The organism is Williamsia sp. M5A3_1d, from assembly GCF_053345315.1.
In genome coordinates this window covers 251268-264226 of the sequence record NZ_JBKEZX010000001.1, presented here as the reverse complement: position 1 = coordinate 264226, position 12959 = coordinate 251268, and the positions used below count along the sequence as shown (strand labels likewise).

Below are 12959 nucleotides of genomic sequence, written 5' to 3'. Positions count from 1 at the left end.
TCAGACCACCGCGCGGAAATGGGTGATGAGGCGCCACCCGTCGAGCTGGTGGAAGGCGAGGCCCGGAGGCTGGGAGGCGTCGACGATGTCGGTCCCCTCGAACGAGAGGTTCAGGGTCGAGGAGACACCCGGTGCCAGGCACACCGGACGCCCGGCGAAGCTGGTGACGGCTCCGGTGTGGGCGTGCCCGCAGAGGAATCCGACGATGCCGGGGTGCTTCTCGACGAGCCGCAGCAACCGCTCCTCGCCGGTCTGTCGGATCGAGTCCATGAACGGCATCCCCAACACCACCGGGGGATGGTGGAAACACACGATCACCGGGACGCCCGTGCCCACCGCCGTGATCTCGCGGTCCATCCAGGCGAGGGTGTCGTCGGAGAGGTACCCGTCGTTGCGGCCGGGAATCGTGCTGTCGCACATGAGGAACAACGCGCCGGCGATCACCGCCGAGCGGTTGAGCGGCATGTCGTGGGTGTGGCGTCCGAACAGACCGAAGCCGAATTCGTCGCGGCGGTCGTGGTTGCCGGGGATCATCAGCATCGTTGGCAACGGGACCCCGCGGAGCACGGCCGCGGCCTCCTCGTATTGCGCCGGTGAGCCGTCCTCGGTGATGTCCCCGGTCACGACGAGCGCGTCGATACCGTCGGCGCGAACGGAGATGTGGGACAGCACCGCCTCGACCCGCGCGCGTGCTCGGGACTCCCCGCCGAAGTGGAGGTCGCTGATGTGGGCGACGGTCAGCATGCGATTCATGATCACAGATCGCCGGGAAGTTTGTCCCTGCGGATCCCCCGCCAGCTCGGATGCCGCAGATGGCCGGTGCTGGTCCAGTCCATGAACCGCACCTCGGCCACCACTTTCGGCAACACCCACACCGCGTCGTGCTCCACGGGCCGGTCGAGTCGTTCCACGAACGGCGAGGTCGTGCGTCGCAACGGCGCCAGTTCCTCGGCGAGTGCGGTGAGTTGTCTGTCGGTGAACCCGGTCCCGACCCGACCGATGTAGCGCAAGCCGGTGTGCTCGGGCAGCCCCACCAACAGCGAACCGATCGTGTTCGAGCGGTTGCCCTTGCCGGGACGCCAACCGCCCACGACGACCTCGATGTCGCGCCAGTTCTTCTGTTTGAGCCAGGTCCGAGAACGGCGCCCCTGCTGGTAGATCGAGTCACGCCGCTTGGCGATCACGCCCTCCCAGCCCTTGTCGCGGCTGTGGTCCATGGCCTCGGCGCCCGTGCCGCTCAGCAGTGGCGGCACCTCGATGGCCGGGTCGTGGGCGAAGACCGGTGCGATCTCGTCGAGCAGCGAGCGCCGCTGCTCCCAGGTCATCCGCAGTAGCGAGGACCCGTTGAGGTAGAGGATGTCGAACAGCATCAACTTCAGGGTGAACGGTTCCGCCGTGGAGTCGCGGCTGGCGAGCAATGTGAAGTTGGTCTTGCCGGTGGAGTCGACAGCGACCACCTCGCCGTCGAGGACGGCGTCGATCAACCCGAGGTCGTCGGCGAGGGAGCTTAGCTGCGGGAAGTCGGCGGTCATGTCGATCCCGGCGCGGCTGGTCAACCGCAGTTCGCCACCGACATAGCGCGCAATGATCCGGTAGCCGTCCCACTTGCCCTCGAACGCCCACCTGTCGGGCGTCAGCGATTCGATGGACTCGTCGGTCGCCAGCATCGGACGGGGGTCGCGGAGGCTGTCGGGGACGATCGGTCGCGGTTCGTCGGACATGAGGTGCGCGAGCCAGTTCTTCTCGCCGGTCTTGATCAGCGCGTAGCGGCCCTGGATGCGCGTCCCGTGCAGGCGCACGATCACCTCGTCGTCGCGCCACTTCTCGGTCTCGTAGGTGCCGCGGTCCCAGATCTCCACGTGCCCGCCGCCGTACTCCCCGGCCGGGATGTCACCGGCGAAATCGGCGTAGTCCATCGGGTGGTCTTCGGTGTGGACGGCGAGACGGTTCTGGTCGCTGTCGGTGGGGAGGTTCTTCGGCACCGCCCACGACACCAGCACGCCGTTCCGTTCTAATCGGAAGTCGTAGTGCAGTCGTCGCGCGTGGTGTTCCTGGATGACGAAGACGGGCAGGCCCGGTTGGGCGACCTCGACGCCGTCGGCACCGTCGATGTCCTCCGACGATGCTGCCGCACGGTGTGATTCGTCGCCGAACGGTTCGGGGGTCCTCGACTCGTCCCGTTTGCGCCGGTACTCGCTGAGACTGACCACCGGGGGCGCGGCACCGGTGCCGCTCGGTGCGACGGCCGTCAGAGGTGCGATGGCCTCGTCGAGGCCGCCGAGGATGTCGCCGTGTTCGGTGACCCGCGCGAGCACCTCGCGGAAGTCGAGCTGTGCGATGTCGGGATCGGACAGCTCGTCCCAGAAACGTGGTGCGGCGGCCCAGGGCTGCTCGCGTCCGCGCAGGGAGTACGGCGCGAGAGTGGTCTTGGCACTGGAGTTCTGGCTCCAGTCGATGAACACCTTGCCTGCACGTACCGCCTTGGCCATCACCGCCGTCACGTCATCGGGACGTTCGGCGGCCAGCGACGTCGCGATCTGTTTGGCCACCGCGCGTGCGCCGTCGCTCGACACCGCCGCCGGTAGCGGGGCATAGACGTGGATCCCCTTGCTGCCACTGGTCACCGGATAGGAATCGAGACCCGCGCCGGACAGCAGATCACGGACCATCAGGGCGATCTCGGCGCAGTGGGCGAGGGTCACACCCGGACCGGGGTCGAGATCGAGAACGAGACGGTTCGCCCGGCGGTCGGGCTTGGCCACGGGGGCATCGGAACCGGGCGGGAAGGTCCACTGCGGCACGTGCAGTTCGAGGGCGGCCTGCTGGCCGAACCACACGAGGTCGGCGCGCGAGGTGGCGACGGGATAGACGGCGTCGCGGTCGCTGTGTTCGATGACCCGCCGCTCGAGCCATCCCGGCGCACTCGTCGGCAGGTTCTTCTCGAAGAACGGTGGCGACTCGACGCCGTCGGGCCAACGTTTACGCGTGATGGGCCGACGCAGGAGGTGCGGGAGCATCACCCCGGCCACCCGGTTGTAGTAGTCGATGACCTCGGCTTTACGGGTTCCGGTGGCGGGGTAGAGCACCTTGTCGAGGTGTGTGACCGCGACGGTCCTGCCGTCGACGTCGAGCGTGTCCGCCATACATCCCAGTGTCCCTCACCGCGGAGTCCGTCACCGGAGCCAGACGGACTCAGCGCCGGTGTCGCCGATCCGATAGACCCAGATGATCGCGCCGACGGCCAGCACCACCGTGGCCACGGCGAGGGCGATGGAACCCACACGAACCGCGCCGGCCGGTGCGGACGGCAGACGCTCCATCACCAGCGGGCTGTGCAGCGCCCAGTAGAGGACCACCGCGACGAAGAGCGGGGCCACGAAGTAGATCATCTGGTCACCGAGTTCGGTGTGACGCTCGAGCACCGGGTTCGGCCGCGTGGCCTTCTCCAACGACTCACCGGCCGAGGTGGTCAGCGGCGTGATCACGACCGCGACGAGCCCCACGAGTGGGACGATGATCCCCAGCTTGCGGCGCGCGGCCGGCCACGCGACGGTGAGGATGCCGAGCACCGCCAGCAACGGTATGGCGACCACCGCGAGATGGACGAAGAGCGGGTGCGCCGGTATGCCGTTGATGGAATCCATACGGGCATGCAAGCAGAGCGCGGTTGAGAGATCGCTGAGACAGGTGAGGCACACCTGGGGAAGGTGGCCACCCGATGCGTGTTCTCGTCGTCGACGATGACCGGAACGCCGCCGAGACGCTGCGACGTGCGCTCGTCGCCCAGCGGTGGAAGGTCGACCTCGCCCACGACGGCCTCGACGGACTCCTGCGGGCGACGCACGGCGACCACGATGCGATCGTGCTCGACATCATGATGCCGGGGATGAGCGGATACGAGGTCGTTCGATCGCTGCGACGCGAAGGCGTGTGGACGCCCGTGGTGATGCTGACGGCGAAGGACGGCGATGTCGATCAGATCGACGCGTTCGATCTGGGTGCCGACGACTACCTGGTGAAGCCGGTGTCGGTGGAGGTCCTGGTCGCACGCCTGCGCGCCCTGATCCGTCGCGGGGCACCGGAGCGTCCGGCGGTGCTGACCGCCGGGTCCCTGTCCCTCGATCCCGCCGCGCACGTCGTGACCCGGCGCGGGACCACGCTGTCCCCCACGCCGAGGGAGTTCGCGGTGCTGGAGTTCCTGATGCGCAACGTCGGTGTGACGGTGAGCAAGTCGCAGATCCTGCGCGCGGTGTGGGACGACCACTTCGACGGCGACGACAACGTGGTGGAGGTCTACATCGGCTACCTGCGTCGCCGCATCGACCGGCCGTTCGGCTGCGCGTCCATCGAGACCGTCCGCGGTGTGGGCTACCGGCTCGTCCCCGTCGAGTGAACACCCGTCGGCTGCTGATCCGCGGTCGGCACCGACAGCGTCGCGCGGGTCCCTCGCAGCGGTGATTCGTCGAGGGTCAGCACACCGCCGTGCGCGGCGACGATCTCGCTGACGATCGCCAGGCCGAGACCGCTACCGTGACGGTCCCCGCGGGCACGGGCGTCGTCGAGGCGGACGAACCGCTCGACGACCCGGCCGCGATCCGGAGCGGGGATGCCCGGACCGTCGTCGTCGACGTGGATGAGCACCGCGCCCGACGGTGCGCGCGCCATCGACACCCGCACGGCGAGGCGTGCGTGGCGCACGGCGTTGTCGGTGAGATTGCGCAGTGCGCGGGCGAGTCCGTCGCGATCGCCGGTGACGCGGGCGGCGACCACCTCGCCGGTGATCTCGAGATCGGTTGTGGCACGCAGACGTCGGAGGTCGGCGTCGACGACATCGTCGAGATCGACGTCGTCGTGTCGCACCGACAACCCCTGTTCGTCCGAACGCGCCAACAGCAGCAGATCGTCGATCATGGCGTGCAGGCGTCGCGTCTCCGGGAGCAGCACTCCCGACACCGTCTCCGGATCGATCGATTCGTCGTGGGCTGCAGAGAGTTCCATCAGACCCAGCAGTGTGACGAGCGGACTCCGCAGCTCATGCGACGCGTCTCCGACGAACTGCACCTGCCTCTGCTGTGCGGTGTCGAGGCGCTCGAGCATCGCGTTCATGGTGTCGGCGAGACGGGCGATCTCGTCGTGGGTCTCGGGAACGGGGATCCTGCGGCCGAGGTCGCGACCGCCGAGATCGGCGACCTGCGAACGGATGCGTTCCACCGGCGCGAGGGTCCGGCCGCTGAGCACGAAGGTGGTCGCCGCGAGGAGCACCAGGACGATGGGGAACACCGCGGCCAGCAACAGTGCCACCGTCAGCAGGACATCGTCGATGGGGCCCTCGGCCGCGCCCACCACGATCGTCACCGTCCCCGCGGGGGTCGTCACCGCACGTGCCGTCGCGCGGAACTTCGCCCCGTCGTCGGCGTCGCCATCGTTGCCGGCGGCGGGGAGCCGCGCGTCGTCGAGTGTCTCGGAGCGACCCACGGGCACCGGATCGGTGAGCGGCACCCGGGCATCCGGCGACGACGCCACGACCCTGCCGCCGGCGTCGATGAGCTGCACGAGGTCGATACCCGTGGTCCGGGCCAGCAAGGTGGGATCGACCTGGGACGGGGACACCGAGCGGATTGCCGCGGCGATCTCGGTGGCGCGGGCGCGGGTCGCGCCGTCGGCGGTGTCCAGCAGGGAGCGGTGCAGGATCAGCAGCATGATCGCGGCGGCCACGGCCAGTCCGATCGCCATCAGCACGGTCGCCACGACGGTGAGGCGCACGCGGACACTCGCCATCGCCGGGCGCAGCCGCGCGAGGGTGAAGGTGGGCATCTCAGCAGGGTAGGCCGGTGCCGCATCCGGTTTCAGCGTCCTCTCAGCGGGGATGGGGCACGGTGGCCACCATGTCCACTCGTGTGCGCGCCGTGATCCCCCTCGTGCTGGTGGTCGTCGTCCTCGGTCTCGGTCTGGCGATCGCCGTGCACCACGATCCGGCGGCCGGGGCCGACTTCTCGACGCTGCGATGGGCTCTCGACCACCGGACGCCGTGGGCGACGCACCTCGCGTCCGCACTCAGCGCCGTGTTCGCGCCGACGTGGGTGGCCGTCGCCGCCGTCGTGGTCGCGGGCGTGCTCATATGGCGCGACCGTCTGCTGGATCGGGGCGCACTCGTGGTGGCCGCCGTGGCATCGGCCGGTGCGCTCGCCGAGGTGTTCAAGGTGGCCGTCGATCGTCTTCGTCCGCCGGCGGTCGATCAGGTGGGGTCACCGGAGGCGGCCATGTCGTTCCCGTCGGGTCATGTCACGGGAACCTGCGCGCTGGTCCTCGCGGTCGCGCTGGCCGTGACCGTCGGACGTCGCGCCCGCATCGCGGCCATCGCGACGGCCACGGCGATCTCCGTTGCGGTCGGTGCGTCCCGGCTCTATCTGGGTGTCCACTGGCTCACCGACGTCGTCGCATCGATGGCCGTCGCCCTCGCCGCGGTGATCGCGGCGCCCCTGCTCACCGACATGACCCTCACGGCGATCCGCCCGCACCTGCCCGTCCGGATCCGATCGATGGTCGGCGGCCCCGTTGCCGCCGACGTCGCCGGTTCGTAGACGTCTTGCTTTGTATACCCCCATGGGTATACAACTGACGCATCCGCAGCCTCCACTGGCGCCGACGCACGCCTCGGTTGATACCCCCGGGTGTATACGGAGGAATGGGCCACGAACCCGGACCCCGCAGTCGGGCACGTAGCGACCGCAGTTGGGCACGGACGACCGGATCGCTGTTCCCGCGACTGACAGGACGAAAGAGATGACCAGTACAGACACCGCAGCGCCACCCGGTCGGTCGGGCGAGCCCCCCGAGGCCGCGCGCCCGGGGTTGCTCGGCCGCGTCGGCGGATGGGGAGTCGATCACCGCCGCAGGGTCTTCGGGATGTGGATCGCCGTGATCGTCGTCCTAGGCGCCTTCGCACCGTTGGTGTTCTCGTCCCTCGCCGGCGCCGGATGGCAGGCGAACGGCTCCGAGTCCGTCGCGGTCCGCGAGCTCGCGCAGGAACACTTCGGTGGGAACGCCTCCTCGGCGGTCCAGGTCGTCGTCCACTCCGAGACCGCGACCGTCTCGGATCCGGCGATGCAGGCGGTGTTCACGCAGATCGGTCGTGAGCTCGGGGCGGACTCCCGCTTTGGTGAGATCGTCGCGCCGCAGCCCGGCATGACGATCAGCCGCGACGGCCACACCGGCATCCTCATCGCCGGCGCGAACGCGTCGACCGACGAGATGGTCAAGGCTGTCGACGATCACAAGTCGGAACTGACCGCGCTGTCTCGCAACGGCATCGAGGTCTACCCGACCGGCGCGTCGGCGCTGTGGGCGGACTTCAACGAGGCCAACCACGACGCGATGATCAAAGCCGAGCTGTTCTCGTGGCCGGTCACCCTCGCGATCATGGTGTTGGCATTCGGTTCCCTTGTCGCGGCCGGTCTGCCGCTGCTGCTGACCATCGCGGGTCTCGTCGCGTCAGCGGGCGGTCTGGTGCTGCTGAACCAGGTCACGCCGATCTCGGTGTGGGCGATGAACTTCGCGATGATGTTCGCCCTCGCACTCGGTATCGACTACGCATTGTTCGTCGTCTCCCGGTTCCGGGATGCGCTGAAGCAGAGGGGTGATCGACGGCAAGCCGTTGTGGACACCATGGACACCGCGGGCAAAGCCGTTCTCCTGTCCGGGGTCACGGTCCTGGTGAGCCTGTCAGCCGTGCTGCTCGTCCCCGCGCCCGCGGTCCGCACGATGGCGGTCGGGATCATGCTGGCGGTGACTGTCGTCCTGCTCGCGACGCTGACCCTGCTGCCCACCGTGCTCGGTGCCCTCGGGTCGAAGGTCAACGCGATGTCGCTGCCGTACGCCGAGAAGCAGGAGCACCGCTCGCCGGTGTTCCACCGCTGGGGCTCGCTGCTGCACAAGCACCCGTGGCCGTTCGCCGTCGTCTCCCTGGGAATCCTGGTGCTGCTCGCGCTCCCGGTGTTCGGGCTCAAGGTCGCGATGCCGTCGATCTCGGTGGTCCCCGAGGACGCCCCGGTCCGCCAGGGGTACACGCTGGTCCAGGAGCAGTTCGGTCCGGGCGCTCCCGGTGCGCTGCAGGTCATCGCCCCGGTCGCCGACGCGCAGGCCGCTGCGACCGCGGCCTCGTCGAGCCCGGGGATCGCGATGGTCACCCCGCCCCAGGCCGCGCGTGACGGCTCGGGATATGCGCTGATGCAGGCGATCCCGACCGTGGATCCGTCGGACGCGCGGATGGGGTCGATCCTCGACACCCTGCGCGAGCGGCTCCCGGCCGACGCGCTGGTCGGCGGTGCGCCGGCGGAGAACCTCGATCTGCAGACCGCACTGAACGACTACCTGCCGATCATCGTCGGCGTCATCCTCATCATGGGATTCCTGCTGCTGCTCGTCGCTCTGCAGGCGCCGCTCATCGCGCTGATGGGCACGGTGGTCAGCCTGCTCTCGACCGGCGCGGCGTTCGGTGTCGCGAAGCTGGTGTTCCAGGATGGCCACGGGGCGTCGCTGCTGGGATTCACCCCGCAGGGATTCCTCGACGGGTGGGGGCCGGTGTTCTTCTTCGCGATGATCTTCGCCATCGCGATGGACTACACGGTGTTCCTCCTGGCCACGGCCAAGGAGCACTACGAGAAGTCCGGCGACCCGTACACGGCGCAGATCGACGGGATGGCCCACTCGGGTCGGGTCATCTTCGCGGCGGCCGCGGTGATGGTGGCCGTGTTCTTCAGTTTTGCCCTCGCCGATCCGCTCCCGCCCAAGGAGATGGGCATCATCCTGGGAGTGGCGGTCCTACTCGACGCCGTTCTCATCCGACTGATCCTGCTGCCGGTGCTGCTGCGGCTCACCGGCCACGCCGGCTGGTGGTCACCCCCATGGCTGAGGCGAATCCTGCCGTCCATCAGCTTCGCCCACGACTGACCTCACAGAGAACGACACGAAGGAGAGAACGATGGAACTCGGACTCACGACCACGCTCACCGACACCGACTTCGCCACGGCACGCGAGAGGGTGACCGCTGCGCTGGCCGATCAGGGCTTCGGCGTGCTCACCGAGATCGATGTGCAGGCGACGATGAAGAAGAAGCTCGGCGAGGACATGGAGGCGTTCACGATCCTCGGGGCCTGTAATCCGCACCTCGCGCACCGGGCGCTCGGGGTGCAGCCGCAGATCGGGATGTTGTTGCCTTGCAACGTCGTCGTCCGCGCCGACACGACCGACGAATCCGGTCGCACGATGATCGTCGAGGCGATGAACCCCGACCTCATGGTCTCGGTCACCGGCGAGTCCGGCCTCGCGCCGATGGCCGCCGACGCAGCGGAACTGCTCGGTAAGGCGATCGCCGCCCTCGGTGGGGCCTGACCCCTCCACCGTCCCACCCCCGGAGGTCACCATGCCCCCGGGGGTAGGCTGGTTTCTTCGACGAAAGGTGTCCCATGATCGGCGACGACGACGCAATCGCACAGGTGCTCAACCGCTTACGGCGCGCGCAGGGCCAGCTCGGCGGCGTGATCGCCATGATCGAAGCCGGACGCGACTGCAAGGACGTCGTCACCCAGCTGGCCGCGGTGTCGAAGGCCCTCGACCGAGCGGGCTTCAAGATCGTGGCCACCGGCTTGCGGGAGTGCATGACCGACAACGGTGAGGGCGTCCGCGAGCCGATGACCGAGGCGCAACTCGAGAAGCTGTTCCTCGCGCTGGCGTAGGTCGCTGCACTCGGCGCGATCAGTCGGCGATCGATCCCTGCGCGCCCGATCACGGCCGTGAGGCCTCCGGGTCTGGGTCTCCTTTAGGCTCGACCCATGACGGCGCCCGATTTCTACGCCGAGATGCGGGCTCTGCGTCTCGAGCGGGTCCTCGACGCCTCGGTGGAGATCATCACCGATCAGGGCTGGGATGGCCTGAGCATGACCGAGGTCGCGAAGCGTTCCGGGGTCCCGAGGCAGAGCCTGTACAAAGAGGTGGGTACCAGAGAAGAGCTCGGCGACAAGGTGGTGTCCCGGGAGGTCGACCGTTTCCTCGAGCGGGTTCGGGCCGGCCTCGAATCCCATCCCGACGATTTCGAGGGCGGCGTCTCCGCCGCGGTGCGCAATGTGTTGGAACACGGTCGGTCGAACGCCGCACTCGCGGCTGTGCTTCGGCCAGGCCATGATTCGGGCCTTCTCGCGCTCCTCACCGTGAACCCCGATGCCGTGCTCGGCCAGGCGACCAGTGCCCTCGAATCGCTCCTCGGCGACACGGTGCCCGAGGGACTGGTCGACTCCGTGGTCCGACTGACGCTGAGCCACCTCCTCCAACCGACGGTCGACGTCGAGGAGGCGGTGAGCCGTATCGACCGCGTGGTGCGCGGATTCGCCTGACCCCGCGTCGGTTACAGGTCGAGCACCAGCTTCTTCGACAGCGACCGCGACACACACAGCATCACGGTGTCACCGCGTTCGCGTTCGGCCCGCGTCAGCACGGAGTCGCGATGGTCCGGCGTCCCGTCGAGGACCTCGGCCTGACAGGTGCCGCAGATCCCCTCCATGCACGACCCCATGACATCGACACCGGCCTCTTCGACCGCTTCGAACATCGACGTCCCCTCGGGCACCGTGACGGTCACCCCTGATTCGGTGCACTCGATCTCGAAGGAGTCCAGTGCACCCTCGGGTGCCTCGACCTGCGTGGCGACGAACCGCTCGAGATGCAGGCTCTCGTCCGGCCACGACTCGCACTTCTCCTCCACGGCGTCGAGCAGTCCGACGGGTCCGCAGCAGTAGACGAGGGTGTCGGATCGGGGCGCGCCGAGAAGGGCGTCGAGGTCGAGGCGGTCCTCGTGCTCGTCGCGCGCCCAGATCGTCACCCTGTCGTCGCCCGCGAACTCGTCGAGGAACGCCATCGTCGAGCGGGACCGGCCGCAGTACACCAGGTTCCAGTCGGCGCCGTCGGCCTGTGCCGCGGCGATCATCGTGCGGATGGGCGTGATGCCGATGCCGCCGGCGATGAACAGGTAGCGCGGCGACGGGACGAGCGCGAAGTGGTTACGGGGTCCGGTCACCTGCACACCCGTCCCCTCGGACAGCTCGTCGTGGACGAAGACCGACCCGCCGCGACTGTCCGCTTCCCGCAGGACCGCGACCGTCCACGACGACCGATCGGCCGGGTCGCCGCACAGCGAGTAGTGCCTCGTCAGACCCGGGCCCAGGAGGAGTTCGGCGTGCGCGCCGGGAGTCCACTCGGGCAGCGCGCCGCCGGCAGGATCGGTGAGCGTCAGCTCCACGACACCCTCCGCCGCGGTGCGCCGTCCCGTCACCGTCAGGTCGAGCACGGTGTTCGGAGTTCGTCGTCCGCGGACCGGTGTCGCAGCGGACTCCGCGGTCGGGGCCGGCGTGCTCGTGGCCCGGGTGGGCTCGGCGGTCTCGCGTCGACGACGCTCCTGGTGCTCCGCGCGGTAGGTGCCGTGCTGTCGCCGCTCGGCGCCCTTCGGGGTGAGCTGCACCATCATCGAGCTGTAACCGCGGACGAAGTTCGACTGCACGCGTTCGGGTTCGGCGAGAACCTCGATGTCGTCGAAGCGTGTGAGGAGTTCCTCCCACAGGATCCGCAGCTGCATCTCCGCGAGGCGACTGCCCATGCAGCGGTGTGTGCCGACACCGAACGCGAGGTGGTGACGGGCATTGCGGCGATCGATGATGAACGCGTCGGGATCGGCGAACGTCCGCTCGTCCCGGTTCGCGGAGGCGTACCACATCACGACCTTGTCGCCCTTGCGGATGAACTGGCCGTTCAGGACGGTGTCGCGGGTGGCGATCCGACGCATGTAGGCCAGCGGCGTCTGCCATCGCAGGATCTCGTGGACCATCTTCGGCACCAGGCCCGGGTCCTCCCGCAGGCGGTCGAACTGCTCGGGGAACTGGTTGAGCGCCAACAGTCCACCGGTCATGGAGTTGCGCGTGGTGTCGTTGCCGCCGATGACGAGCAGGACGATGTTGCCGAGGAACTCCATCGGCCGCTCGATGAGGTCCTTGGTGTCCTCGGACATCTGCATCAATGTGATGAGGTCGTATCCGGGCTTCTCGCCTGCCTTGAGACGGGCGGCCTTGTCGTGCCACAGGGCGCTGAAGCTCTTTGCGGCCTCCGCCGCCGCCCGGTACGCCGCGTCGGTGTCGGTGGACCCGCCGGTGGCCGACGCGCTGGCGGCGACCAGATCGGTCCATTCCACCAGCTTGCGGCGTTCGTCGTACGGGAAGTCCAGAAGCGTCGCGAGCATGCGCGAGGTCAACTCGATGCTCACCCGGTCGACCCAGTCGAAGGGCTCGTCGGTCGGCAGCTCGTCGAGGACCTCCTGCACCCGCGAGCGGATCAGGGCCTCCATCTCCTCGAGGTTCTGCGGGGCGACGACGCCCTGGACCGCGCCGCGCTGCTGATCGTGCCGCGGGGGATCCATCGCGATGAACATCTCGATGTCGAGACCCTCGGGCGGTTCACCGAGGATGATCTGCGGTTCGGCGGAGAAGGTCTCGAAATCCTTGTCGACTTGCATGATGTCGTCATAGCGGGTCACCGACCAGTACGGACCGAACTCGCTGGTGGCGCGGAAGTGCACCGGCGCCTCGTCGCGCAGCCGCCGGAAGTACGGCTGCCACTGACCCTGACGCCACAGGAACGGGTTGCCGACGTCGATCTGGGTGAGGTCGAGGTCGGTCACGTCCGGGATCTCGGCCTCGGTGAAGTGCGGCTGGTCGTCGCCGACCACACGCTTCTTGGCGCGTTGGTACAGGTGCAGTGCCTGGATCTGACGCTCCATCGGGACCACTGCCTGCGCCTTGGCCTGGGCTCGGGTGATGACCTGGTCGAGAACACTCATGACGACAACCGCCTTCGCTGAAATCCATGTCGGAGTGACATCAGGGAACCATACGTCTCCAGCGATGACAATGAGGGCATT

Annotated in this window: 11 protein-coding genes; 6 read left to right on the top strand and 5 right to left on the bottom strand. The window is 68.4% G+C overall.

Features of this window, described 5'->3' with window-relative positions; genetic code table 11:
• From ACLBW1_RS01340 to ACLBW1_RS01330, 3 genes are read right to left on the bottom strand one after another with little or no spacing between them, the layout of a single operon-like run.
• On the bottom strand, positions 1–744 hold the full coding sequence (locus ACLBW1_RS01340; RefSeq protein ID WP_447811096.1) for a metallophosphoesterase: 744 nt from the start codon (positions 742–744) through the stop codon (positions 1–3).
• A gap of 11 nt (positions 745–755) precedes the next feature.
• A complete protein-coding gene (locus ACLBW1_RS01335; protein ID WP_447809630.1) occupies positions 756–3143 on the bottom strand; it encodes an ATP-dependent DNA ligase in 2388 nt (795 codons plus the stop codon).
• Between the two features lie 30 nt (positions 3144–3173).
• Positions 3174–3644 carry a DUF2231 domain-containing protein gene (locus tag ACLBW1_RS01330; protein WP_447809629.1) on the bottom strand — a complete coding sequence of 157 codons (471 nt, stop codon included), beginning with the start codon at positions 3642–3644 and terminating at the stop codon, positions 3174–3176.
• A gap of 74 nt (positions 3645–3718) precedes the next feature.
• Between ACLBW1_RS01330 and ACLBW1_RS01325 the strand changes: the two genes are divergently transcribed.
• Positions 3719–4393, top strand: coding sequence for a response regulator transcription factor (locus ACLBW1_RS01325; RefSeq protein ID WP_447809628.1), 675 nt, complete (start codon positions 3719–3721; stop codon positions 4391–4393).
• Here the strand turns inward: ACLBW1_RS01325 and ACLBW1_RS01320 are convergent.
• Positions 4369–5814 (bottom strand): ATP-binding protein, encoded by a 1446-nt coding sequence (locus ACLBW1_RS01320; RefSeq protein ID WP_447809627.1) that lies wholly within the window; start codon positions 5812–5814, stop codon positions 4369–4371. The two genes, ACLBW1_RS01325 and ACLBW1_RS01320, sit on opposite strands and share 25 nt — an antisense overlap.
• Before the next feature lie 71 nt (positions 5815–5885).
• Between ACLBW1_RS01320 and ACLBW1_RS01315 the strand changes: the two genes are divergently transcribed.
• The 5 genes from ACLBW1_RS01315 (at position 5886) to ACLBW1_RS01295 (ending at position 10389) form a co-directional block, all read left to right on the top strand.
• Positions 5886–6581, top strand: a complete 696-nt coding sequence (locus ACLBW1_RS01315) for a phosphatase PAP2 family protein (RefSeq protein ID WP_447809626.1) — start codon at positions 5886–5888, stop codon at positions 6579–6581.
• Positions 6582–6783: 202 nt separating this feature from the next.
• On the top strand, positions 6784–8949 hold the full coding sequence (locus tag ACLBW1_RS01310) for an MMPL family transporter (protein WP_447809624.1): 2166 nt from the start codon (positions 6784–6786) through the stop codon (positions 8947–8949).
• Between the two features lie 31 nt (positions 8950–8980).
• Positions 8981–9391 (top strand): DUF302 domain-containing protein, encoded by a 411-nt coding sequence (locus ACLBW1_RS01305; RefSeq protein ID WP_447809622.1) that lies wholly within the window; start codon positions 8981–8983, stop codon positions 9389–9391.
• 74 nt (positions 9392–9465) lie between these two features.
• Positions 9466–9735, top strand: a complete 270-nt coding sequence (locus tag ACLBW1_RS01300; protein WP_447809620.1) for a metal-sensitive transcriptional regulator — start codon at positions 9466–9468, stop codon at positions 9733–9735.
• A 96-nt stretch (positions 9736–9831) separates the two neighbouring features.
• Positions 9832–10389 carry a TetR family transcriptional regulator gene (locus tag ACLBW1_RS01295; protein ID WP_447809619.1) on the top strand — a complete coding sequence of 186 codons (558 nt, stop codon included), beginning with the start codon at positions 9832–9834 and terminating at the stop codon, positions 10387–10389.
• A gap of 11 nt (positions 10390–10400) precedes the next feature.
• Here the strand turns inward: ACLBW1_RS01295 and ACLBW1_RS01290 are convergent, their stop codons facing one another.
• Positions 10401–12878 carry a cytochrome P450 gene (locus ACLBW1_RS01290; protein ID WP_447809618.1) on the bottom strand — a complete coding sequence of 826 codons (2478 nt, stop codon included), beginning with the start codon at positions 12876–12878 and terminating at the stop codon, positions 10401–10403.
• Between the last annotated feature and the right edge of the window lie 81 nt (positions 12879–12959).